Source organism: Vibrio cionasavignyae (assembly GCF_050337155.1).
GTDB lineage: Bacteria > Pseudomonadota > Gammaproteobacteria > Enterobacterales > Vibrionaceae > Vibrio > Vibrio nomapromontoriensis.
Genome location: NZ_JAKJSR010000009.1, coordinates 136,155 through 161,040 on the forward strand (window position 1 = coordinate 136,155; position 24,886 = coordinate 161,040).

At 45.6% G+C, this 24,886-nt stretch carries 24 protein-coding genes; 13 read left to right on the plus strand and 11 right to left on the minus strand.

The features are described 5' to 3' along the window. Positions 1–144: 144 nt before the first annotated feature. The 9 genes from L4D74_RS01285 (at position 145) to rpoS (ending at position 6,842) form a co-directional block, all read left to right on the plus strand. Positions 145–795, plus strand: a complete 651-nt coding sequence (locus L4D74_RS01285) for a PilZ domain-containing protein (RefSeq protein WP_428750362.1) — start codon at positions 145–147, stop codon at positions 793–795. Between the two features lie 118 nt (positions 796–913). Beyond that, entirely contained in the window at positions 914–1,195 is a 282-nt protein-coding gene (gene ftsB, locus L4D74_RS01290) for a cell division protein FtsB (RefSeq protein WP_428750363.1), read from the plus strand. Further along, the gene (gene ispD / locus L4D74_RS01295) at positions 1,192–1,902 is read left to right on the plus strand and encodes a 2-C-methyl-D-erythritol 4-phosphate cytidylyltransferase (protein WP_428750364.1); all 711 of its coding nucleotides are present in this window, start codon (positions 1,192–1,194) and stop codon (positions 1,900–1,902) included. Before ftsB ends, ispD begins: the two co-directional genes overlap by 4 nt. Further along, positions 1,899–2,378: a 2-C-methyl-D-erythritol 2,4-cyclodiphosphate synthase gene (ispF, locus tag L4D74_RS01300; RefSeq protein ID WP_428750365.1), complete on the plus strand. Its 480-nt coding sequence runs from the start codon at positions 1,899–1,901 to the stop codon at positions 2,376–2,378. The genes ispD and ispF overlap by 4 nt, the downstream gene beginning before the upstream one ends. Before the next feature lie 12 nt (positions 2,379–2,390). After that, a complete protein-coding gene (gene truD / locus L4D74_RS01305) occupies positions 2,391–3,422 on the plus strand; it encodes a tRNA pseudouridine(13) synthase TruD (protein ID WP_428750366.1) in 1,032 nt (343 codons plus the stop codon). A gap of 5 nt (positions 3,423–3,427) precedes the next feature. Continuing rightward, positions 3,428–4,198, plus strand: coding sequence for a 5'/3'-nucleotidase SurE (surE, locus tag L4D74_RS01310; RefSeq protein ID WP_428750367.1), 771 nt, complete (start codon positions 3,428–3,430; stop codon positions 4,196–4,198). A 3-nt stretch (positions 4,199–4,201) separates the two neighbouring features. Continuing rightward, the gene (locus tag L4D74_RS01315) at positions 4,202–4,825 is read left to right on the plus strand and encodes a protein-L-isoaspartate(D-aspartate) O-methyltransferase (protein ID WP_428750368.1); all 624 of its coding nucleotides are present in this window, start codon (positions 4,202–4,204) and stop codon (positions 4,823–4,825) included. After that, positions 4,826–5,761 carry a murein hydrolase activator NlpD gene (gene nlpD, locus L4D74_RS01320; protein WP_428750369.1) on the plus strand — a complete coding sequence of 312 codons (936 nt, stop codon included), beginning with the start codon at positions 4,826–4,828 and terminating at the stop codon, positions 5,759–5,761. A gap of 100 nt (positions 5,762–5,861) precedes the next feature. Further along, entirely contained in the window at positions 5,862–6,842 is a 981-nt protein-coding gene (rpoS, locus tag L4D74_RS01325) for an RNA polymerase sigma factor RpoS (protein ID WP_428750370.1), read from the plus strand. Between the two features lie 58 nt (positions 6,843–6,900). Here rpoS and L4D74_RS01330 read toward each other — a convergent pair whose 3' ends face one another. The 3 genes from L4D74_RS01330 to L4D74_RS01340 form a co-directional block, all read right to left on the minus strand. Further along, positions 6,901–7,512: a TIGR04211 family SH3 domain-containing protein gene (locus L4D74_RS01330; protein ID WP_428750371.1), complete on the minus strand. Its 612-nt coding sequence runs from the start codon at positions 7,510–7,512 to the stop codon at positions 6,901–6,903. 219 nt (positions 7,513–7,731) lie between these two features. Continuing rightward, the gene (locus L4D74_RS01335) at positions 7,732–8,994 is read right to left on the minus strand and encodes an inorganic phosphate transporter (protein ID WP_265673641.1); all 1,263 of its coding nucleotides are present in this window, start codon (positions 8,992–8,994) and stop codon (positions 7,732–7,734) included. Between the two features lie 119 nt (positions 8,995–9,113). Further along, the gene (locus L4D74_RS01340; protein ID WP_250615784.1) at positions 9,114–9,794 is read right to left on the minus strand and encodes a TIGR00153 family protein; all 681 of its coding nucleotides are present in this window, start codon (positions 9,792–9,794) and stop codon (positions 9,114–9,116) included. A gap of 205 nt (positions 9,795–9,999) precedes the next feature. Here L4D74_RS01340 and L4D74_RS01345 point away from each other — a divergent pair, with 205 nt between their 5' ends. After that, positions 10,000–11,517: a CYTH and CHAD domain-containing protein gene (locus tag L4D74_RS01345; RefSeq protein WP_265673642.1), complete on the plus strand. Its 1,518-nt coding sequence runs from the start codon at positions 10,000–10,002 to the stop codon at positions 11,515–11,517. 80 nt (positions 11,518–11,597) lie between these two features. On the opposite strand, the gene L4D74_RS01350 is transcribed toward L4D74_RS01345, so the two are convergent. Beyond that, complete coding sequence (locus L4D74_RS01350; protein ID WP_428750372.1) at positions 11,598–12,359, minus strand: ion transporter; 762 nt, start codon at positions 12,357–12,359, stop codon at positions 11,598–11,600. Between the two features lie 132 nt (positions 12,360–12,491). Here L4D74_RS01350 and L4D74_RS01355 point away from each other — a divergent pair, with 132 nt between their 5' ends. Next, positions 12,492–13,748, plus strand: a complete 1,257-nt coding sequence (locus L4D74_RS01355) for a methyl-accepting chemotaxis protein (RefSeq protein WP_428750373.1) — start codon at positions 12,492–12,494, stop codon at positions 13,746–13,748. Positions 13,749–13,849: 101 nt separating this feature from the next. Here L4D74_RS01355 and panC read toward each other — a convergent pair whose 3' ends face one another. The 7 genes from panC to sfsA all read right to left on the minus strand — a co-directional run bounded on the left by panC (position 13,850) and on the right by sfsA (position 19,800). Beyond that, a complete protein-coding gene (gene panC / locus L4D74_RS01360; RefSeq protein WP_428750374.1) occupies positions 13,850–14,737 on the minus strand; it encodes a pantoate--beta-alanine ligase in 888 nt (295 codons plus the stop codon). An 8-nt stretch (positions 14,738–14,745) separates the two neighbouring features. Further along, positions 14,746–15,540: a 3-methyl-2-oxobutanoate hydroxymethyltransferase gene (gene panB, locus L4D74_RS01365; protein WP_428750375.1), complete on the minus strand. Its 795-nt coding sequence runs from the start codon at positions 15,538–15,540 to the stop codon at positions 14,746–14,748. A 24-nt stretch (positions 15,541–15,564) separates the two neighbouring features. Next, positions 15,565–16,050: a 2-amino-4-hydroxy-6-hydroxymethyldihydropteridine diphosphokinase gene (folK, locus tag L4D74_RS01370; RefSeq protein ID WP_428750376.1), complete on the minus strand. Its 486-nt coding sequence runs from the start codon at positions 16,048–16,050 to the stop codon at positions 15,565–15,567. Beyond that, positions 16,047–17,405 carry a polynucleotide adenylyltransferase PcnB gene (pcnB, locus tag L4D74_RS01375; RefSeq protein ID WP_428750377.1) on the minus strand — a complete coding sequence of 453 codons (1,359 nt, stop codon included), beginning with the start codon at positions 17,403–17,405 and terminating at the stop codon, positions 16,047–16,049. Before pcnB ends, folK begins: the two co-directional genes overlap by 4 nt. A gap of 87 nt (positions 17,406–17,492) precedes the next feature. Next, positions 17,493–18,380: a tRNA glutamyl-Q(34) synthetase GluQRS gene (gluQRS, locus tag L4D74_RS01380; protein WP_428750378.1), complete on the minus strand. Its 888-nt coding sequence runs from the start codon at positions 18,378–18,380 to the stop codon at positions 17,493–17,495. A 136-nt stretch (positions 18,381–18,516) separates the two neighbouring features. After that, positions 18,517–18,963: an RNA polymerase-binding protein DksA gene (gene dksA / locus L4D74_RS01385; protein ID WP_250615776.1), complete on the minus strand. Its 447-nt coding sequence runs from the start codon at positions 18,961–18,963 to the stop codon at positions 18,517–18,519. A 126-nt stretch (positions 18,964–19,089) separates the two neighbouring features. Continuing rightward, positions 19,090–19,800, minus strand: coding sequence for a DNA/RNA nuclease SfsA (gene sfsA / locus L4D74_RS01390; RefSeq protein WP_428750379.1), 711 nt, complete (start codon positions 19,798–19,800; stop codon positions 19,090–19,092). 56 nt (positions 19,801–19,856) lie between these two features. On the opposite strand from sfsA, the gene hrpB reads away from it, so the two are divergent. Further along, the gene (gene hrpB / locus L4D74_RS01395; RefSeq protein ID WP_428750380.1) at positions 19,857–22,340 is read left to right on the plus strand and encodes an ATP-dependent helicase HrpB; all 2,484 of its coding nucleotides are present in this window, start codon (positions 19,857–19,859) and stop codon (positions 22,338–22,340) included. Further along, positions 22,337–24,724 carry a penicillin-binding protein 1B gene (gene mrcB / locus L4D74_RS01400; protein WP_428750381.1) on the plus strand — a complete coding sequence of 796 codons (2,388 nt, stop codon included), beginning with the start codon at positions 22,337–22,339 and terminating at the stop codon, positions 24,722–24,724. Before hrpB ends, mrcB begins: the two co-directional genes overlap by 4 nt. Positions 24,725–24,886 lie beyond the last annotated feature (162 nt).

Genomic DNA, 24,886 nt, shown 5'->3' on the forward strand with positions numbered 1-24,886 from the left:
GATCGAATACTAATGATATTTATTATCATTTTCAATTATTAATTTTGTAAGCATTTGTATTTTTTGAGATGAGAGGTAAGTGTTTGCAAAGACAAGGTAATTACGATGTAATTCAATTGTTGCTTTTGTCGGTGGGGGCTATATATGGGGCAGGCGTTAACTAAACCGCAAGATTATTATCGGTATTTGAAGCCTGGAATGAGGTTGAGCTTGTCTATTAATGACAGTGATCAAGTCAGAGGTATTCCCTCAACACTCATTGGTTATAAGATGGAACGATTTATATTGCTTGATGTAACTGGTATTGACGACCATTTGCTGGATAAATTGGTTGATAAAGAATTGGTGGTGCGAGGATTAACGGACAGCAGCTTTGGCCATGTTATTGCGTTTAAATCCCAGTGGCTGGCTTTTTCAGACGTGGCTTGCAAACAGTTGTACTTATCAATCCCTGAGCGAGTGGTTTCTAAACCCATACGTGAGCATTCACGCTATAAACTGGAATTACCATGTAGTATCTCGTTTGGCCAGGCAAGCCTTGATGGCAAAGTGATTGACTTCTCTGTCTCGGGCTGTGGCATTTATACGGAACAACCACATGATTTTTGCAAGGGTCTTGAAGTCAAAGTTGAGACGGCATTAAATCGCTTTTTACCGAGTAGTATTGCGTTTGAGGTAGTCAGTATTAAGAAGCAGGGGCAAGGTTCGTTGATTGGTATTCAGTTTAATCAGCAGATACTCATGTCGAATGCGTTAAAGAATGCCCTTGCTGAAATGGCAATGCAGGTGACCTAGTTGTGTCAGTATTCATTAAAATTGACTGGAAGCGGTGAACAAGCTTCGTCTTAGCTTATTTCAGAGTGTAAACTGTGGTATATAAAGGGTTAATTTTTTCGATGGAACGTTCCAGTTTATGCGCATCTTTACTCTCGTACTGCTCGTGGTTTTTTCATGGCTACAATACGTATTGTGGTTCGGGAAAAATGGCGTTATTGACTTTAATGAAGTTGAGAGTGACATCAAAGTTCAGCAACAGGTCAACAGCAATTTGCAGACTCGTAATGACGAGATGTTTGCTGAAATAGACGATCTTCGCCAAGGGCTTGATGCTATTGAAGAGCGAGCTCGGCATGAGCTGGGGTTGATCCAAGATGGAGAAACCTTCTATCGCATCATAGGTGAGGAAAACCAGTGATTGCAACACTCCCCCCAATTATTGCTATTGTCCCTGCTGCCGGGGTAGGCAGCAGAATGCAGGCTGATAAACCGAAACAATACCTCCCAATATTTGGTAAAACGATTTTAGAGCACACGGTGATTAAGCTATTGGCTCACCCACAGGTGAGCAAGGTGATCGTTGCCGTTAGTGAAAACGATCCTTATTACCCTAAACTTGACATAGCAAGCCACCCTGCGGTGCTGCGTGTTAGTGGCGGTAAGGAGCGTGCGGATTCTGTATTATCCGCGGTGAATTGGGTGCAAGCGAGCGAACCAGAGGCTTGGTGCTTAGTTCATGACGCCGCCAGACCTTGCGTCTCTTTGGATGATATTACTACACTCATTCAACAGGTGGTGCCAAATACTGTAGGGGGAATCCTCGCTACCCCTGTGAAAGATACGATGAAAAGAGCCAATACTGAAAGCGAGATTGATCACACGGTTGATCGCAATGGATTGTGGCATGCGCTCACGCCGCAGCTATTTAGTGTGAAGGTCTTACATGCGGCATTGAGTGACGCGCTGAAAAATGGCGCCATGATCACGGACGAAGCTTCTGCCATTGAGCGCTTAGGGCAGAGCCCTATACTGGTGGAAGGGCGCAGCGACAATATAAAAGTCACTCGCCCAGAAGATTTAGCGTTAGCAGAGTTTTATTTATTAAGAGAGGAAGAGCATAGATGAGAATCGGCCACGGTTTTGATGTACATAAGTTTGGTGGTGATGGGCCTGTTATTATCGGTGGTGTCTCTATTCCTTACGAGCAAGGGCTTCTTGCTCACTCTGATGGTGATGTCGCATTACATGCGCTTTGCGATGCGTTACTCGGCGCCATCGCCGCCGGTGATATCGGACGCCACTTTCCTGATACGGATGCAGAATGGAAAGGGGCAGACAGTCGAGCGTTATTGCGCGATGTGTATGCAAAAGTTCGCGCTAAGGGGTATGAACTTGTTAATGCGGACGTGACCATCATGGCGCAAGCCCCTAAAATGGCGCCTTATATTGAACAAATGTGTCAGGTAATCGCAGCCGATCTTGAAACTGATATTGAAAACGTCAATGTAAAAGCAACAACGACGGAACGACTTGGCTTTACAGGACGTAAAGAAGGTATTGCCACAGAAGCTGTGGTGTTAATCACAAAATCCTTGTCCTAGTAGGCATTAGTAATGACAAATATTATCGATGGCTTGGCGTTTCAATACGGCAAACCAACCAGTACTGCAAAATTTAAAGCACGTAATGAAGACTTTATTGTTAAAGAGGTACTTGGCTATGAGCTTGCCGGAGAAGGTGAGCATTTTATGGTACGCATTCGCAAAAGCGGTGAAAATACCAGCTTTGTTGCTAATGAACTTGCTAAGCTGTTTGGCGTTAAGTCTAAAGACATCGGCTGGGCGGGGCTTAAGGACCGTCATGCCGTCACTGAGCAGTGGTTGAGTATTCATCTTCCGAAGAAAAATGTGCCAGATTTTAGTGGTTTTTTAGCAGCCTACCCAAGCATTGAAATTATTGAGACGACGTGGCACAACAAAAAATTGCGTCCAGGTGACTTAGTGGGTAATGACTTTGAGATTCGACTGACTGAGGTTACAGACCTTGAGTCAGCACTGGCAAGAGCGGAAGCTATCAAGACCTCCGGTGTGCCTAACTACTTTGGTCAGCAACGCTTTGGTCACGAAGGGAACAACGTCGTAGAAGCAAGGCGCTGGGGACGTGACAATGTGCGTACTCGAAATCAAAACAAGCGAAGCTTGTATTTGTCTGCGGCACGCTCTTGGATATTTAACCAGATTGTTTCTGATCGTATTGAGCAACAATGCTTAGACCGAGTATTACTTGGTGATATTGTGACGGTTGAAGGCCAGAACGTTGTTGTGAGCGAAAGTAATTATGATGAATTGATGGCGAATAAGACGGCGATTACCGCTGCGTTAGCTGGCGATAACGCTTTACCGACTCAAGATGAGGCCTTAGCGCTGGAGCAGCGTCACCTTGATAATGAACCGGATCTAATGTTGTTGATTAGAGGCAACAGAATGCGCCATGATCGTCGTGATATTAGCTTAGTTCCTCAGCAGCTAGACGTCACAGTAGAGAAAGAGACTTTGCAACTGCGTTTCTTCTTAGACTCTGGCAGCTTTGCAACCTCAATTCTGCGGGAGATCGCAGTGTTAGAAGAAGTAGAAAGACAATTCTGATTTAAATGAATAAGACTAAAGTAAGCAAACCAAAAATACTTCTCAGCAATGATGATGGCGTTCATGCACAAGGGATACGCACGCTGGCGAATGCGCTTCAAGCCATTGCCAACGTTGTGATCGTCGCCCCTGATCGGAATCGTTCTGGCGCTTCAAATTCACTCACATTGGAGCAACCGCTGCGAGTCAATGAAATTGAGCCAAATGTTTTTTCAGTTCAGGGTACGCCTACGGACTGTGTGCATTTTGCGCTGAATGAATTGATGTGTGATGAGATGCCAGACTTGGTGTTATCTGGTATTAATCACGGCGCAAACCTAGGCGATGACGTACTTTATTCAGGAACGGTTGCTGCGGCAATGGAAGGGCACTTTCTTGGCGTTCAGTCGATGGCGTTTAGTCTCGTGGGGCGAGATAACTTTGAAGCGGCCGCACGCGTGGCAAAACAATTTGTCGAGCGCCATTTAGCCCAAGCGGTTCCAACGAATCGCCTATTAAATATCAATGTTCCTGACCGGTCTATGATTGAACTGGATGAGATGCAAGTGACTCGGCTTGGTGCTAGGCACCATGCTGAAAGTATGATTAAGCAAAAAGATCCAAGAGGACATGATATCTATTGGCTTGGTCCTCCCGGTAAGGAGCAAGATGCAGGAGAAGGTACGGATTTTTACGCCATTGAGCATGGCAAGATATCCGTTACTCCTTTGCAGGTTGACTTAACCGCTCATGATTCGATTTGTGCGATGAAAAAATGGATAGCAGGGAGAGATTAATCAATGAATCCGCAAGCGGCGAGATTAGTTGAATTCTTACAGGGACACGGTATTGAAGATAAGCGCGTATTACACGCTATTCTTCAAGTGCCACGCGAACAGTTTGTATCCCAGGCGATGATTCATCAAGCATACGACAATAACGCACTGCCAATCGGTAGTGGGCAGACGATCTCCCAACCATATATTGTCGCGAAAATGACAGAATTACTGGCCTTAACGAGAGAGACTAAAGTGCTTGAAATTGGCACAGGCTCAGGCTATCAGACCGCAGTATTGGCACAGTTGGTTGAACACGTTTGCTCCGTTGAGCGAATTAAAGCACTGCAATGGGAAGCGAAGCGGCGTCTAAAGCGTTTAGATATTTATAACGTCTCCACCAAGCACGGTGATGGCTGGCAGGGTTGGCAAGCAAAGGGACCTTTCGATGCCATTATCGTAACCGCGGCGGCAGCGTCAGTGCCTGATGCTTTGTTGTTACAGCTCACCGACGGGGGGCGACTTGTGATACCGGTTGGGGAGAATGAGCAGCAACTATTAAAAATCACCCGTAAAGGTGATAGTTTTATAACAGAAGTAATTGAATTGGTGAGGTTTGTTCCTTTGATAGCAGGTGAGCTTGCGTAAATGCGAACGATGTTGAGACGAGCAGTTTGGGTTGTATCCCTAACGAGTGTGCTTGCAGGGTGCACGGGCTACTCACGTGCGCCTGTCTCAGATTTGGGAGGAAAGTACGAAAGTGTCTCAAGAGGAAGTTACCGAGGTAGTTTCTACGAGGTACAAAAAGGGGATACCTTGTACTTTATCTCCTACGTCACCAATAAAGATGTTAAAGAGCTGATTCGGTTAAATAATTTACAGGCTCCTTATACGATTCATCCTGGCGATCGCCTTAATTTGTGGCGGAGTGTGTACTCACCACCTTCTTATGCTGGTTCAGGTGCGGGTGAAGCCGCAGCGGCGACCACAGCGGCCTCTACTGTATCCCCTAAACCCCAACCCGCAGCGAAAAAGCCGGCGAGTTCAACAAGTAATAGTGCCCAAAAAACAGCCAATAAGAAGGTTGAACAATCCAAAGCAAAAGAGTATGGTGATTCTAAAGGTAAACAAAATGTTAATAACACAAAACCCAATACGGCAAAGCAAAAAACGGCAGCGAGTAAACCTAAGACCACCGCACCAGCCGCTACTGCCAAGGTATCAAGTTGGGTTTGGCCGACAAAAGGTCGTGTGATAAAGAACTTTTCTGTAGGGGACCAAGGAAATAAAGGTATCGACATTGCTGGTCAACGAGGACAAGCAATTGTTGCCACTGCAGGAGGAACCGTGGTGTATTCGGGCAACGCACTTAGAGGGTACGGTAACCTAGTTATCGTCAAACATAATGATAGTTACCTCAGTGCTTATGCTCATAACGATCGGTTATTGGTATCGGAAGGACAAAGCGTTAAATCTGGACAAAAAATCGCAACCATGGGCAGTTCAGGTTCTAACAGTGTCAGATTACACTTTGAAATCCGCTATCAAGGCAAATCGGTGAACCCAAAACGCTATTTGCCGTAACAACGTTCCAATGCTACTTGCATATTAATTGACATGATCAGGATAGGTTAGCGACATAGTTAGGTAGTCATGTTTTGCTAGCTCGCCAGGGGGAGGCGCTATGGGTATCAGCAATGCAGTAACCAAAAATGAAGAATTCAACGTTGAAAACGAATTAGAAGTGGTGGGCAACACTCGCGCTAATAATGACAAAAAAGCTAAAAAGGAAGAAAAAGAACAGTTTGACGCCTCAGCCAAAAGCCTTGATGCAACGCAATTGTACTTAGGTGAAATTGGCTTCTCTCCACTGTTAACCGCAGAAGAAGAAGTTCTGTATGCGAGACGTGCACTTAAAGGTGATGAAGCGGCTCGTAAGCGCATGATTGAAAGTAACCTTCGACTCGTTGTTAAAATTTCCCGTCGCTATAGTAATCGTGGGCTTGCACTACTAGATCTTATCGAAGAGGGGAACTTAGGACTTATTCGTGCAGTAGAAAAATTCGACCCAGAACGTGGTTTCCGCTTCTCAACTTATGCGACGTGGTGGATTCGACAAACGATAGAGCGTGCTTTGATGAACCAAACACGTACCATTCGATTGCCAATCCATGTTGTCAAAGAACTCAACATCTATCTGCGTACCGCACGTGAGTTGTCTCAAAAGCTTGATCATGAACCCACGGCGGAAGAAATTGCTCATCAGCTCGATAAGCCAGTGAGTGATGTGTCTAAAATGCTTCGTCTTAACGAGCGGATTAGCTCTGTAGATACGCCTATTGGCGGTGATGGAGAGAAGGCGTTATTAGATATTATTCCAGACTCTATGCATTCAGATCCTGAAGTGTCCACGCAAGATGATGATATTAAAGCGTCGCTTATCCACTGGCTTGACGAGCTTAATCCGAAACAAAAAGAAGTATTAGCACGACGTTTTGGATTGTTAGGCTATGAGCCATCAACGTTAGAAGAAGTGGGTAGGGAGATTTGCCTGACTCGTGAGCGAGTTCGCCAGATTCAGGTGGAAGGTCTACGCCGTCTAAGAGATATTTTGATTAAGCAAGGTCTCAATATGGAGTCACTATTCAATTTCAATGATGACTAAATGAAGATATAGAGAAATAAAAAAACCGCCGAAAGGCGGTTTTTTTATTCTTAGAATACTATTTCCAGCCATTTGGACTCTTACGACGGCGTGGAATGATATGCGGCAGAATTAAGCCTAGTAACAGTCCGATACCAGCTACACCACCACCGTACATGAAGTACTTAAGTAGTAGGTCTTCTTTTTGCGTATCGAGCTTAGCTCTTAACTCACGAATTTCTGTTTGAGACGTGGTTAACTGATGATTAATATCTGAGTAGTTTTGCTCTAGCTCAGCAATCTGCTTGTTACGCGCATCTAAAGAACTGGCTAAGCCTTGTTGTTCGCTATCTGCGGTTTCACGAGCATTTGCAAGTTGACTCTTTACTTCAGTCAGTTCTTTTTCAAGACGAGGTAAACGTACCGCCATGCTTTCTTGTGCGGTGACAAACTTAGTTTCAACCCAGCCTTTACGTCCGCGTGCATCTAGCACCTGAGAAAAGCCTGAGCTGCGATTTGTCGACAGTAGTTTCACCTTGTCGCCGGCATTGATGCTGCCGACGATGCGATATTCGTTGCTCGGTCCAGAGTGGATATAAGTAAATAGTTTGTCGGCAATATAGCGTTCCTGAGCGAATGCGGCAGGTACTACAAACATTGATACTAAGATCATGCTGATCAGTTTTTTCACGATAAGTCCCTTCAGTCTTTCAATGGGGATTAATGATAGTGTGCGTCGATCATTGTCTTACGCAGACACACTCAAATTGTAAACTTTTAAGAATGGGCAAATAGTATGAATTTTCTGTACGTGGTGCAACTAAGAAGGGAGGCTTAGCCTCCCTTTATTTGCATTTGAGTCAAATATGACGTGAGGTTCACATCTCCCTGACTTTATGGTTTGTGTGCGTTAACCAGCAAATGAGGCTTGGATTGCGTAAAAGAACACAACAGCAAGTAGTGCACCAGCAGGTAGCGTAACAATCCAAGATGCGACGATGTTGCGAACAACACCTAGGTTAAGGGCACCGATACCTCGAGCAAAACCAACACCTAATACAGCACCAACCAAAGTTTGTGTGGTTGAGATTGGCAAGCCAGTACCTGATGCTAGAACAACAGTACAAGCGGTTGCTAACTGCGCTGCAAAGCCTCGGCTTGGCGTTAATTCAGTAATACCAGTACCAACAGTAGCCATTACCTTATGACCCATGGTCGCAAGACCCACAACGATACCAAAACCACCGAGTGGAAGAATCCACCATGCGATAGAGCTCTTTGTGGTAATTTCGCCCATATGCTCAACGGTAGAAACAACCGCAGACAGAGGACCAATGGCATTCGCTACGTCGTTAGAGCCGTGTGCAAATGCCATTGCACAAGCTGTGATAACCATTAATACGCTGAAGATACCTTCCACGCCGCTAAAGCCATGGTCTTCTTCACGGTTAGCAAACTTACGTTGGATATACAGGTAGCCTGATACCATTACAGCAGACGAAACGATCGCTGCCCAGAGCCATGCTTCACCATTTGAAAGGTGCAGGCCAACGTGCTTTAGGCCTTTTTTAATCGTAACTAGTGCGATGACCATTGTAGTAATGAACATATAAACCGGAACGAAACGCTTAGCGTTCAATAGCGGTTTTTCTGTATCAAAAATCAGTCGTTGTGCACTAACAAAAATCAAGTAGGCAAAGAAACCGGAAATAACAGGTGTCACCACCCAGCTACCAACGATACCTTTTACTGAGCCCCAGTCCACCGCTTCTGTACCGACAGAAATACAGGCGAAACCAATGATCGCACCGATAATAGAGTGTGTTGTCGATACCGGCCAACCCATATATGACGCAAGTAATAGCCATGTACCTGCAGCAAGTAGCGCAGACATCATGCCATAGACTAAAACGTCAGGTTGATGGACAAACAGTGAAGTATCGATAACACCTTTACGGATAGTATCTGTTACTTCACCGCCCGCAAGATACGCACCGGCAAATTCGAAGATCATCGCAATGATGATTGCTTGCTTAACTGTTAAAGCTTTAGAGCCAACAGAAGTACCCATTGCATTGGCAACATCATTTGCACCAATACCGATAGCCATTAGGAAACCGAATAAAGCCGCAACAATAATTAGGATAGTGCCGTAGTTTGCAAGAATATCCATTGTAATACCTAGTTTTGTTTCATAACAAGCGGAGCAGTTTTAAGACGCGGGCAACACTTAAGCATTGTATACAGCGCCTAATATCAATTTCGCTCTTTGTTATTTAGTTAACGTATGATTTAAGACCGCGAAAGCATGAGTTCAAGTCGAGCACCAACGCGCTGAGCTTGATCTGCAATGCCACCGATCCATTCAAGAATCTTATAAAGGAACATGATATCAATTGGGTTGTGATCATGTTCAATCGCCATGAGTTGTTGGCGAAGTTGAATCTGCATCGCGTCGGTATCATCTTCGATGATGTCGAGCTGATGAATCATTTCGGCTACAAGTGTTACCTCACGACCTTTAAACCCTGTTTCTAGTAGCTCATCTAACTCATTAATGACTTTTTGAGCTTGATTCGCTGCATCGAGACAACGTTTTACATAGGCGATGAAGTTATCTTGCATCGGGGTAGGGATGACAAGTTGTCGACCGTAAACACGGCCTGCAATGTCTTTTGCTAGGTTGGCAAGTTTGTCTTGCTGTGTCAGTAGCTCAAGCATATCGCTACGATCTACAGGCAAGAACAATCCGCGAGGAAGCTTTAAGCGAATCTCACGCTTTAATACATCCGCCTCTTTCTCTAAGTGAGAAATCTGCGCACGGATCTCGGCTGCTTTCTCCCAATCACCTTGAAAACTGGTTTCAAAGAAATTGACAAGATGTGAGCAACACTCTGTTACGCACACAACGTGGCGTTGCAAAGGTTTAATAGGGGACTTTGCAAATAACCCCATAATTGTATTCACTGGCATGGTTGTCTAACCTAAAAAATATAACCTGAAATAAACATACACCATATCATGGTGAAATGTTAAGCGATGGCTATAAAGGCGCGCATGTTAACCCATTAAAAGTCTGATTTAAACTGTTTTAGATCATGAATTGGGTGATATTTGTCACTTGCCGATTTTGGGAATTGACCATATCCTGTTGTCAGTGTCCTTGAAAGGTATAACTATGGAAACCGAGATAGAACTGAAGTTTTTTGTTTCACCTGATTTTTCAGAAACTTTACGAAATAAAATCTCAGAAACAAAAGTACTTCAGCACAGTTGTCGTGAGTTAGGAAACACTTACTTCGATACACCAGACAACTGGCTGCGCCAACACGATATTGGCCTACGCATTCGCCGATTTGATGATGTCTTTGTACAAACGGTGAAGACATCAGGTCGAGTTGTAGCGGGGCTGCATCAACGTCCAGAATTTAACGCCGAACACACTTCTAATGAACCTGAATTGACTTTACATCCGCTCGACATTTACCCACAAGGTAAAAATGTTGAAACATTGCAGTCAGAACTCATTGCCATCTTTTCAACAGACTTTACCCGTGAGCAGTGGCTGATTGGCATGCCTGACGGTAGTCAAGTCGAAGTGGCGTTTGATCAGGGGCTCGTGTCTTCCGGTGAGCGTAGTTATCCTATTTGTGAAGTAGAACTTGAGCTTAAATCGGGGCAAACCGATGCGTTATTTACGCTGGCTCGTGCATTTTGTGAGTCTGGTGGCATTCGTCTTGGTAATTTAAGCAAAGCGGCGCGTGGCTATCGTTTAGCGCAAGGCTACGAAGGTGACGAAGTGAAACCTCTGGCGCTGGTTGATACGGTTGAATCGGATACGGTTGAAACCTGCTTCATTAATTCCTTAGAACATGCTTTAGAGCATTGGCATTACCACGAACAAATCTATACTGAGCATGAATCGATAGAAGCGCTGCATGAGATTAGCCATTCGATTAGCCTGATTCGCCAAATTCTGACGGTCTATGGTGGCATTGTCCCACGCCGCGCGAGTGCAATAGTACGTCAAGAACTGAAGTGGCTTGAAGAAGAGTTAACATGGCTCAAGCGTTATGATCACTTAGAAGGGTTACTGGAAGATAAAGGGCATGTATTAAGAAAGCTTGATGCACGTAAATTCTTAGTATCAGAACTTAAAGACACGCAAGCGGAACTTCCCGATCGAGAAGAAACCTTGAAACTGATTCACTCTGCGCGTTATGCCGGTCTGTTACTTGATCTTAGTCGCTGGATTTTATCGCGCGGTTGGCAGCCTTTTTTAGACGAAAAAGCTCGAGAAAAAATGCAACAGCCGATTAAGCCTTTTGCTGTGAATCAGCTTTCTCGAACATGGGCTGAATTAGTTGAAGCCTTTCCCGTAGAAAAAATGCTGACGCGTCAAGATTACCTCGAACAGCAATATCGATTAATGCGTAATCTATACTCCGGTGTAGGCTTTGCCATCCTATTCGACGTAGAAGAGCGTAATAGCTTCAGGCTGCCGTGGGCAGACTTACTGCAAGGCATTGATGACCTGTTGATGTTAGAGCTCTTAGAGGCGCTGATTGAGCGCTTAGAAGGCGATGAAAAAGAGCAACTAGGACGTTGGCTTAGTCGCCAAGAAAGCTCGATCTTGCATGCAATGGAGCAAACCAGACAGATTAGTATGGAAGTTGAACCTTACTGGCAGCCATAATTACACATGACACATCAAGGTGTGTCATTAACAGTGATAACCCTGGTATCAGAAAGAGAGGCCCTTAGCGGCCTCTCTTTTTATTTATCTCGACGTTCTAGTTTATGTTCTATTTGATTGATGCGATGCATAATCACCTCTTGTTGATTGAGTATTTTCTGCAATTGGACTTCGGTGTGTTTTGAGCGACGCTCTTCTGAGGAACTCGGAGAAGAAAGCAAAGAGGTGATTAGGCCAGATGTCATACCAAATAGTCCTACGCCACAAATAATGATACCTGCAGCGAGAACCTTCCCAAAAGCGGTGACCGGATAATGATCACCGTAGCCAACGGTCGAGACGGTGACAAACGCCCACCAAACAGCGTCGCCAATATGGGTGATATTCGCGCGCGGATCCGAGCTTTCCGCCAAAAGCATCATCCCTGCCCCTGCGGTAATTAATACGAACAGTACCAGTAGAATCGACACGAGTGTTGTTTCATGTCGATTGCGTGCGAGTTGGTTAAGAATCGCCTCACCAGAGCGGATGACTAAGATAACGCGGAAGATATGAAATAGTCGGGCGAAACGCAGCGGTTCGATGAGCGGGATACTGGCGATAAAATCAATCCAGTGCGTTTTCATATATTGCATACGATCTGTGGAGCGGATCAGATCCACAGTAAATTGCAGTATAAATAAACTACAGATAATAAAGTCTAGGCCGATAAGAATGGTACGACCGCTTGCACTAATGGGTGCAAAAAGGAGGGCGGATATCACAATTAATGCCATAAATGACAAGAAAAGTGACAATAGACTCAATGGCTTAGTTTCAGTTTTGATATCATCATCTTTCATACGAGGCTCGAATTAAATAGTTTTATTGCATGCGTGACTTGGCTCGAAGAGAAACACGTTTGTGATTGAGTCATGTTGGCGTCAATGTTAGAGGGATACTCTAACTATATAATAAATAATGGAGAACGAATAATGACAACACTGGCATTTAAGCCCTGGGAGCGACTCATCACCGATGTTCGACTCGTACCGAAGATGTTGATGTTAATGGTATTTAGCACCTTGCTTCTAATTGGAAAGCAACTTTGGGATGCAAGTACGTTTTACGATTCTCTTTTGGCTGCGACACAGAATGTAGCGATAGCGCAAGAGCACTATGAAGCGTATTTAGTGCAGGTGGTTTGGCAAACGGTCGCTATGATCGTGGTGTTCGTCACGTTATTACTCTTCGCCGCTAAAACAATGTTAAAACAGACTCAATATCTAAACCTTGCTATCAAGCGTATGGCAGATAAAGATCTGACGGTACCAATTAATATGGATTGCAAAGATGAATATGGCGACGTCGCTAGAGAATTAGAGCGTACCCGAATTCAATTGCAAGATGTAATCAAAACTCAAGTCGCGACGTCTCAGGAATTATCATCATTGACTGAAATTATGACCTTGAGTATGTCTGAAACGAAAGAATCGGCTCAAGAAGAGTTTCAGGAAATTGACCAACTGGCGACAGCCATGAGTGAGATGACCTCAACAGTACAAACGGTCGCTGATCATGCCCAAAATGCGTCGCAATTAACAGAGCAGGCGTCAGGACAGGCGGAAACTGGCCAGCGCTTTGTGCAGGGTACAGTGACTAAAATGAATGAGTTATCTAATGATATCTCAGCTTCTGCTGCTGCGGTGAATCAAGTAGAAGAACGAGTCGAGTCTATTGGTAGCGTTGTTGGTACGATTCAAGGTATTTCTGAGCAGACGAACCTATTGGCATTAAATGCGGCGATTGAAGCGGCGCGTGCCGGTGAGGCTGGGCGTGGTTTTGCTGTGGTTGCTGACGAAGTACGCAATTTAGCACAGCGCACTCAGCAAGCGACGGTCGAAATCCAAGAGATGATTTCTCATCTTCAGTCGAGTGCGAATTCTGCGGTTGAACTAATGGAAAAAAGTGTCGTTGAAGCAGCCGATGGCGTGGAGCTGGTTACCAATGCTGGAAGTGAACTGGACGGCATTGTGAATCAAGTGAATCAGATTAATGATATGAACTTCCAAATCGCGACGGCAGCAGGACAACAAAGTAGTGTTGCGGAAGAGATGAATCAAAACCTCACCAACGTAAGAGAGCTAGTTGAAGCATCGGTTGTTGTGGTTACTGAATTGCTAGAAACGTCAGAGATGATGGAGAGTAATGCCGCTGAGTTAGACGGTAAGATTAAGTCATTCAAAGTTTAGCAATGGCGATTAGTGCGAGTCACTCGTGCGAAGCATCAATAAAAAACGCTCACAATATGTGAGCGTTTTTTTATTTTATATTAAGCATTAAGCATTAAGCACTAAGCCGCTGGCTCAGCATCTGCTTCATTGCTGTTTTGGGCTAAGTCCAGCACCTGGTTATCAATTAATCGAGCTTGACCTAGGTAAGCTGACATCAAAATCACCGCTTGAGTGGATTCTTCACTAATGACTTGCAGGCTTTGTGCATCACGGATGAATATCTCATCTGGTTGTAAGTCTGCGGCGCGCAATTGGTCGTTCGCGTCTTCGATTATAGAAGCGTAATCATCTCTTCCACCACGTATCGCACTGCTGATCCAACGCATCGTTTTCGCAAGCACTGGCGCACGTTGGCGTTCATCCATGGTTAGATAGCCGTTACGAGAACTCATGGCAAGACCATCCATCTCACGGACGGTAGGTACACCGATGATTTCAATATTCATCGCAAGATCATTGACCATTTGGCGAATGAGCGCGAGTTGCTGATAATCTTTTTCACCGAAGCAGGCCACATCAGGTTGAACGATGTTGAACAGCTTTGCCACGATAGTGGATACACCACGGAAGTGACCTGGGCGAGACGCCCCTTCTAGCATCGAAGAGATGCCAGGGACTTCGACAAAGGTCTGCTTATCTAAACCGTGTGGATACATGATCTCAGGCGTCGGCGTGAACACTATGTCCACTCCTTCAGCACTCAGCTTACTCAAATCCTCTTCTAGAGTTCGAGGGTAATTGTTGAGATCATCAGCGCGCTCAAACTGCATCGGATTGACAAAAATACTTGCCACCACGATATCGGCTTGCTCACGCGCTTTGCGCACTAACGTCAAGTGACCTTCATGAAGGTTACCCATGGTTGGAACAAACGCAATTCGACGCTGTTCACGTTTAAATTGCGCGATTTGTTCTCTTAACTCTGCGATATCAGCAAAAGTATGCATGATTCCCCCTAGGCAATCGTATGTGCGTCATCTGGGAAAGCAGCGCTTTCCACGTCAGCAATATATTTAGCAATAGCAAGACGCATGTCGCCGGTTTCAGCTAAGAAGTCTTTTGAAAATTTTGGCATGTAGTTAGCAGAAATACCGAACATGTCGTGCATCACAAGAATTTGTCCATCGGTAACATTACCAGCACCAATACCAATAACAGGGACATCTAACGCTTCTGTAATACGTTTAGCCAAGTCTTGTGGCACACATTCTAGTAAGACGATTTGTGCGCCCGCTTCTTGCAACGCTAACGCGTCACGTACCATTTGGTCAGCATTCTTTTGGTCGCGACCTTGTACTTTATAACCACCAAAAATATTGACACTTTGAGGGGTGAGACCTAAGTGTGCACAGACGGGAACGGCTCGTTCAGTCAACATTCTTACTGTGTCGATTAACCAGTCACCGCCTTCGAGTTTCACCATGTTAGCGCCTGCTCGCATCAATTGAGCGGCGTTCTGACAGGCTTGCTCAGGTGTGGCGTAGCTCATAAATGGCATATCAGCCATCAGTAAGCAATTCGGGCTACCAGCACGAACACAGCGAGTGTGGTAAGCGATATCTTCAACTGTTACCGGTAAAGTATCGGTCTTGCCTTGTAATACCATGCCCAAAGAATCGCCAACGAGCAATACTGGCATGTTTTGGCTTTCAAATAGCCCTGCAAAGCTAGCATCGTATGCAGTTGATGTAGCAAACTTTCGACCTTCTTGCTTCCACTTGATTAGGTCGTTGATGGTGATTTTTTTCATTTTTTATCCTTATTTGGGCGTTGGCTATGATTGCCAAACGCTCAGCCCATTACGATCGACTTGCTTAAGCAAACTCGTGAGCTCAGTCCCATCAGGGAGTTGTAAATTAGGTGTGATTTCAGCAAGCGGATAGAGCACAAACTCTCTCTCTTTCATTCCATAGTGAGGAATGGTTAAACGCTCGGAATCGATCACCTCATTGCCGTAAAGAATAAGATCAAGGTCGAGTGTTCTCGGCCCCCATCGCTCATCTTTACGGACTCGCCCTTGCTCCAATTCAATTGCTTGGGTGCAATCAAGTAGTTCAAGCGGCGTTAACTCGGTTTGTATTTTAACGACAGCATTGATGTAGTCAGGTTGATTTGCCGGCCCCATAGGTGTGCTACTGTAGAGTGACGAGCATTGAATGACCGAACTCTTGGGCAGTGACTTTAGCGCTTCCATCGCATCCAAAGCTTGTGCTACGGGATCGGACAGATTGCTGCCGACCGCAATATAACAAGTGATCATTGGCTGCTCTTTGGCTTTTTGCTCTTAGGGCTGCGGCGACGTCGATTACCTGACTTGGTTGACGTTCCACCTAAATCATTCACCATCGCTTGGCGCATATTGCGGCCTGCGGTTTGGAATGTATTCCACCAACTGGCCAGTTCCGCAACTTCACCACCTTCGATCTCCCCGCGCATTTCCAGGAAGTCATAACCAGCGCGGAATTTATTCAATTCCATTAGGCGGTATGCACGTTTACCTGTGCGGCGTGGTAGACGAAGCTGTAACTGCCATATTTCACGAATAGTAGCCGTGTGGCGTCTTGGAATCGCGGTTGATTTAACCTGCTCATCCAAAATGATATTGCTGGCTTCCATTACCGCGTCATAGTCAGACAGGTTTTGGCTCGCCATAAGCTTGACGGCATGTTCCATCATTGGATACCAAAGCATGGCGGCAAACATGAATGCTGGATTGACTCGCTTGCCTTCTTCGATGCGCTGATCGGTAGCGTCGAGTACCAGATCTAACATCTGCTCAGTGTTCGATGCATAGTCCGGTGTTAGGTGCGGAGCAATAATCGGGAACAGCTGTTGGAATAGGTTGTATTCGCGCATCAAGTGATACGTTTCTAGACCACAGCCTGCTTGCAGCAGCTTGAGCGACTCTTCATAAAGTCGTGCTGATGGAATATCACGTAACAGTGGCGCCAATTCTTCAATTGGCGCTGCCGTATCTTCTTCGATATCAAAATCGAGTTTCGCGGCAAAGCGGGTGGCACGAAGCATACGCACCGGGTCTTCACGGTAACGGACTTCAGGTTCCCCAATAAGGCGAATGATGCGGTCTTCAAGATCTTCAATGCCACCGGCATAATCGTGAATCGAATAGTCACCGATATTGTAGTACATCGCGTTGATTGAGAAATCACGACGCTCTGCATCTTCGTCAATACTGCCGTAGACATTGTCGCGCAGTAACATACCATCTTTACTTTGTTGAGAAACGTTCTTCTCTTGTTCCTGATGGTGGCCACGGAACGTCGCGACTTCAATGATATCTCGGCCAAACATGATGTGGGCGAGTCTGAAGCGGCGGCCAATTAAACGGCAGTTACGGAATAGGGTTTTAATCTGCTCTGGTGTCGCATTGGTAGCGATATCAAAGTCTTTTGGGTGTTCGCCAAGCAAGAGATCACGCACACCACCGCCCACAAGATAGGCTTCATAGCCAGCATTGTGTAGTCGATAGAGTACTTTTAGCGCATTATCACTGATTTTCTGACGCGAGACAGTGTGCTCTTCGCGAGAATAGACATGCAGTGCAATGTCACCATAAACCTCGTGAACATTTTTGGAATTTTCAGTTTTATTCATAATCTTAACGCAGTTTAGGTGAGAAAAAATGACGGCTCATCCGTCACGTTTCGTTCCTGTCGCTTGAATTTTGCCGCTTATGATAGCCTAGAGTGCATCATTTGAGAATGGCGGTTTAATCTTGAGCGCATCGGATAGCTGTTGCAAGTGCCAATTTTCCACTCCCCATTTTAGGAGTTCTTCTGGTGTAGCGCCTGCCATATGGTCATCTAAAGAGAAACCAAGAAAGCGCATCGCATTCATTAAAGTTGGCACGGGATTGGTTAAATCTATACCGGCAGCATGGTTCTGTTTGGATAGTTTATTGCCGCTATCGTCAATAGCAAGGGGTAAGTGTAGGTAACTCACCGGCGTCACATTGAGCGTTTTGTAGAGACTAATTTGTCGCCCTGTAGGCTCTATTAAATCGGCGCCTCGGACCACTTCGGTTATCCCTTGATAGATATCATCGAGTACTACCGCTAAGTTATAGGCAAACAGCCCATCTCTACGTTTAATGATAAAGTCTTCGTGCACTAAACCTGCAGGAATAGCGAGCGAGCCGTAGCGTTGGTCATCAAATGTACTAATTGGGTGGGTCACTTTCAAGCGAACCGCTTGGTTGCCTGATGCAGTTAAGCCTTTGTAGCGACATGTGCCTTGATAAAATCCGTGTGTTTCTTTGATTTGTCGACGAGTGCATTCACAAAAGTAGGCATCGTCTGATGACAACCATTGATCAACTTGCTGCTGGTAGGCTGCAAGACGTGAGCTTTGGTACAGCACGTCGCCATCCCAAACTAATTGATACGCTTCTAACGTCTTTAGAATAAGAGAGGCAGCGCCAGCAACTTCACGTGGCGGGTCAATATCTTCGATACGGACGAGCCATTGGCCTGATTGAGCTTTGGCTTGAAAGTAACTGCCCAGTGCGGCAACTAGGGAGCCAAAGTGCAATGGTCCCGATGGAGAGGGCGCGAATCGACCTATATACATAACCGACCTATATACATAGTTTATTATAAAAGACAGAGTTGATTATTAAGACAGTGTAGAGCGTTATTGCTGCATTGATATGATCATCTTGAATGATCAAAAAAGGGAGCGTTTGCTCCCTTTTTATCGCTATATATTAGCCTTGCATTTGTCGCTCTTTGATTTCTGCAAGTGTCTTACAGTCGATACATAAATCGGCAGTAGGACGGGCTTCTAAGCGGCGAATACCGATTTCAACGCCACAAGATTCGCAGAAGCCAAAGTCGTCTTCTTCAATCTTGTTAAGTGTTTTCTCGATTTTCTTAATCAAGCGACGCTCACGGTCACGGTTACGCAACTCTAAGCTGAACTCTTCCTCTTGAGATGCACGGTCAACCGGATCAGGGAAATTAGCAGCTTCGTCTTGCATGTGGTGCACAGTACGATCAACTTCTTCCCTAAGTTGGTTGCGCCAAGCGCCTAAGATTTTTCTAAAATGATCCATTTGAGCTGGTGACATGTACTCTTCACCGGCTTTTTCCTGGTAAGGATCAACCCCTGCAATGGCTAGGATGCCTAGCGCTTTTTTCTTTGATTCTGGCATACAGCATCTCCTACTTAAACCTAGTCAACTGTGCGAACAGTTAATTTTAAGGCGGGTATCTATAGCAAAAAGAAATGCTTGTGGCAAACGATGTTTGTTAAAGTTCTTATCATTGTGAACGTGTCATCACTTTTGTTCGTAATTGACCCGAGATAAGAGCGTCATATCATTATCTGAAAATGATGCTTTATAACAAAGTACTTCAACCCCAGCTTCCCTTGCTTGCTCAAGTAATTGTGAATATTTCGCATCTATATGGTGTGCGGCAAAGACTTTTTCAATGCCTGAATGCAAAATAGCGAATAATAATACGGCTCTGCTTCCAGATTGAGCCATTTCCGTGAGCTCTCTGAGATGTTTTTGACCTCTTGTCGTTTGAGCATCTGGAAAATACCCTTGTCCTGATTCTTCTAGCAGTGTGACACTCTTTACTTCAATGTAGCAATCGACCCGCTCACTGTCTTGCAACAAAATATCGATCCTGCTGTTTTCTTGACCGTATTTCACTTCAGTGCGCAGCGTTTGGTAACCTTTTAGCTCTTCAATCACATTATTATTAATGGCTTCTACCACAAGAGTGTTAGCTCGAGCTGTGTTAACACAAATCATGTCACCACTATCAGTTTGGGTTAACTCCCAACTATTTGGGTATTTTCTTTTCGGATTATCTGACGTGGAGTACCAAACGGTCGAACCAGGGACGGCACAGCCAGTCATCGCGCCCGTGTTCGCGCAGTGAATGGTGACCTCGTCTCCGGATGCGGTGGTGATATCTGCGAGGAAGCGTTTATATCGTTTAATGAGCTTTCCTGACTCTAAAGGAGGATCGAAGTGCATTTCATGGCCATTTTTTATTAGAATGAGAGCTCACATTACAGCACAAGGCTTTTCCGTTGTCACAACTCCCTATTGAAGACGTGTTATCTGAGTTATTTGAGGCGATTGAAAACTCAAACCAAGTGATTTTGAAGGCGCCAACAGGGGCGGGGAAATCAACGTACTTTCCGTTGCAGCTTCTTCGTCATCAGCCGATCGATGGCAAAATTATCATGTTAGAGCCGCGTCGCATCGCCGCCAGAAATATTGCTATGTATTTAGCACAACAATTGTCAGAGCCAGTTGGGGAGTCTGTGGGCTATCGGGTGCGTGGTGAAAGTAAAGTCAGTAAAGGCACACGGCTTGAAATTGTCACAGAAGGCGTACTGACTCGAATGCTCCAAGACGATCCTGAGCTTAACGGGATTGGCGCAATCATATTTGATGAATTTCATGAAAGAAGCTTGCATGCTGATACCGCGCTAGCTTTTACCTTAGAGGTACAAGAAGCGCTGCGAGATGATCTCAAGCTCATACTGATGTCAGCGACATTGGATAGCGATGATCTTAAGCGTGTTTTACCCCAAGCACGTTATGTCGAGTCTCAAGGCCGATCCTTTCCCGTTGAGGTTGCCTATCGGCCATTAGGGGTGAATGACAACTTGCCTCAAGCCATGTGTCAGCAGATCCTATCAGCGATGTCTAATCACTCAGGGTCGCTGCTGGCTTTTTTACCAGGCGTAGGGGCAATAAAACGGACTGAGGAGTTGTTAACACAATCACAAAGTTTGACGCAATTACAAAGTGGCTATGACATTTGTCCGCTTTATGGCCAGTTAGACTTTAAAGCTCAGCAACGGGCGATACAGCCAGCAGCGTCAGGTCAGCGAAAAATAGTGCTTGCGACCAATATTGCTGAGACCTCATTAACCATCGAGGGCATTCGAATTGTATTAGATTCTGGGTTAGAGAATCAGGCTGCCTTCGATTTAAAAACTGGTGTAACCAAGCTAGCACAAGGGCGCATTGCACAATCTTCTGCAATTCAACGCAGTGGGCGAGCAGGACGTCTTGAGCCCGGGGTTTGTATTCGCTTGTATAGTGAAGGTCAATTTAATCAGCAGCCACAGCAAAGCACGCCAGAGATATTACGCAGTGACTTAGCTGCTTTGATGTTGGAGCTGCTCAAATGGGGATGCCAAGATGTAACCACTTTAGGGTGGCTAGATACACCGAAAGCGACGCATATTGAGCAGGCTAAGGCGCTATTAAGGCAACTGCAGTTGCTTGATGCTTCATCGCAATTGACGTCGTTGGGGCAGCGCGCTCATACACTTGGCGTTGAGCCTCGCCTCGCCAGCTTGCTACTGCAAGCCCAGCCATTAGGCGCTGTCGAGCTAACCACTGCTATTGCGTTGTGCTGTTTAATTGAAGAGCCAGAAAGAGGGAATATTGACTTAAGGTATGCGTTACATCGCTGGCAGACGGGGCAGCATACTCGTAGTGTTGCTCTAATGCTTCGAGCTAAATCGATAGCTCAGAAGCTCAAGTATCGGTTTATCTTGAAAGAGAGTGATGAGTCGTTGCTCGGGATACTTGCAGCCTTAGGTTACCCAGATAGAATTGCGGCGAAACGCTCGGGAAATTCGGGTCAGTTCTTATTAGCTAACGGTCACGGCGTGCAAATTGACGATCATGACAAGCTTGCAGATGAAGAATATCTTGTTGTTGTGGATGTACTGAATACCGGGCGAGGTGCTAGTCAGATCTTTAAAGCACTCAGCGTAGATATTCCCAGTATTGAACACTTAGCACCTCAATTAATTGAAAACAAACAGCGTCTGGAATGGGATGATAAGCGAGGGGGATTGACTGCCAGTGAAGTGAAACAGCTTGGCGCGATCATCTTGAAGCAAAAAATCATCCCTATCCCAGACGATGCTGATGTCAGTGGGGCATTATTAGCGACCGTTCGTCGTCACGGCGTATCAGTACTCAACTGGACACCATCTGTGAATGAATTCGTCACTCGGGTAGAGTGTGCACGAGATTGGCTTGATGTACCTCAATGGCCGAAAATGTCACAGGAGGCATTATTGTCCCACTTAGAGCAGTGGTTGCTGCCTTTTATGCATGGCATTTCATCCATGAAGGGGCTAAAAGCGCTCAATCTTATGCCTGCACTCGAGGCGTACCTAGGATGGGAGGCGTTAAAAGTGTTGAATGATGCTTTGCCGACGCATCTAGCTGTGCCAACAGGCGCAAAGAAAAAAATTCGCTATCAGATCGGGCAAGCGCCTATGTTGTCGGTCAAGCTTCAAGAAATGTTTGGTGAACGAGCTTCACCATTGATAGCACATGGTCGCCAAGCGATAGTGCTGGAGCTACTCTCTCCAGCACAAAGACCGTTACAAATTACACAAGACCTTGCCGCATTTTGGCAAGGCGCATACAAAGACGTTCAAAAAGAGATGAAAGGACGTTATCCCAAACACCCATGGCCGGATGATCCAATAAATCATCAGGCAACGCACAAAACCAAAAGACAGTTGAACTCATGATAGAAGTTAGAAAGTTGGCGGCGACAGGTAAAAAACCAACAACCAAAAAAACCACCAAAACCGCAGCAAAACCGAGAGCAAAAAGTGCGCCTAAGAAGCGTAAGCCTGCCAAAAAGAAAGGGCGCTCAACGCTTGGAAAACGACTGTTCTCTATTGGCTGGAAATTGGCATTAGTTGGCGGGGTGGCGCTTGCTGCGGTCGGCTTTTATCTTGATCAGGTGGTGAAAGAGCGTTTTGAAGGGCAGTTGTTTGATTTGCCTACCGTTGTTTATGCGCGTGTGCTTAATTTGTCGACAGGCGATGCGATCGAGATTCAGCAGCTACGTAATGAACTTGATGTGCTTGGCTATCGTAAGGTGAACCAGCCTCGCAACCCAGGAGAGTACTCCTCATCATCAACGAAGATTGAGTTGATTCGCCGTCCATTTGAGTTTGCTGACGGCCCTGAACCTGATCGTCACGTCATGTTGTACTTTGAAGGCAATGAATTAGTTCGAATTCAATCGTTAGAGAAAAAAGGCAACCTTGGCTTTCTCCGGATTGAACCCAAAATGCTAGGAATGCTAGAGAAGAATGCGGATGAGCAGCGGTTATTCTTACGTCGTGACCAGTTTCCGGAAATCATGATAGATGCGTTGCTCGCCACGGAAGATAGAGACTTCTATCAGCATGATGGTGTGTCACCTACTGCAATCGCTCGTGCATTTTTTGCCAATATACGTGCGGGAAGAACGGTACAAGGGGGAAGTACCCTGACACAACAACTAGCGAAAAACCTTTTCCTGACCAGTGAGCGCACGCTGTGGCGTAAGCTACGTGAAGTGTATATCGCATTAATACTGGATTATCGATATAGCAAGGACCAGATCTTAGAGGCCTACCTCAATGAAGTGTATTTAGGGCAAAGCCGAGGGGAGGCGATTCATGGTTTCGGTCTTGCTGCTCGTTTGTATTTTGGTCAGCCGCTACAAGAGTTGCGTATTGATCAATTAGCTCTGCTTGTCGGCATGGTGAAAGGTCCGTCTTATTACAACCCAATTCGCCATCCTGAGCGCTCAAAACAGCGTCGGGACTTGGTGTTGCGCTTGATGATGGATCAAAACCTGTTAACCGGGCGTGAGTTTGAAATGGCGGCGAGCCGCGATCTCGACTTACAAAAAAATCCGCAGATTGCCAGTCGTCAGCCCGCTTACTTTCAGCAGTTAAAGCGAGAGCTAAATCAAAAGCTTGGCAATAAAATTAATGCTGAAGGTGGGGTGCGTATTTATACCTCTCTTGACCCAGTTTCACAGGATCAACTTGAGAAAGCGATCGCGAGACGGCTGCCACAGCTAGAAAAAACGTCTGGCAAAGGGTTAGAGGCGGCAGCGATAGCGGTTGATCGTAATAGCGGTGAAATTCGTGCCATGGTTGGTGGAAAACGCACTGGCTACAGTGGTTTTAACCGAGCGCTGAACGCGAGTCGTCCTATTGGTTCTCTCGTGAAACCTGCCGTGTATTTAACGGCGTTAGAGCAGCCAGACAGGTTTGATTTAGCAACAACACTTGATGATGCGCCACTGACCCTGAAGGGCAGTAAAGGCAATGTGTGGCAGCCTAGAAACTACGATCGAAAGTTTCGCGGTGACGTGCCATTGTATGAAGCGCTCGCGAAGTCTCTGAACGTTCCTACCGTTCGTTTAGGGATGTCGCTGGGTATTAAAAATGTATCAAGTACCCTAGTGCGCCTTGGGGTCGATGCCAGCGAGATAAGGCCAGTACCGTCGATGTTTTTAGGCGCGATATCATTAACGCCTTATCAGGTGGCGCAGATGTATCAAACGTTATCAAACTCTGGTCGACAAGCTAATTTGTCAGCGCTACGTTCCGTGGTGAGCGTGGATGGGGACGTGTTGTATCAGTCTTTGCCTAAAGCGACACAAAAAGTGCCACAACAAGCTGCTTGGCTGACTACCTATGCGATGAAAAAAGGCGTGCTTGAAGGGACAGGGCGATACTTAAATAGCCTGTTTCCTCACGCAGCATTGGCGGGGAAAACCGGCACCAGTAATGATACGCGAGATAGCTGGTTTGTAGGGGTAGACGGCCGAGAAGTGACCACCATATGGGTAGGTAGAGATGATAACAAATCGACCAAGTTAACCGGTTCAAGTGGCGCTCTTCGCGTGTATTCCGATTACTTAGCCGCTCGCGTGCCGGAGCAGCTTATTTTGCCGTGGCCAAAAAATATCACGATGATTGGTTTCAATAAAACCACCAATGGTTCACTACAGCTCGATTGCGGCAATGCATTTGAGTTACCCGTCTGGGATGAATCGGGGAAATTGAAGGCATCGTGTGACAACCAACCCAAACAGTGGATAAAGAACCTGTTTGATTGGTAATTGTCACTAAAGTAAAAAGGTAAGTGTCACAACATTTAATTGTAGAACGAGCCAAGCTGCCGCTTATCGAAACAATGGATACGTTTGAGATAAGCGGTTAGGCTATAGCTATGATGCAAAATACTGATATATTAGAATAATCAAATTGAGAGCGCTTTTAGG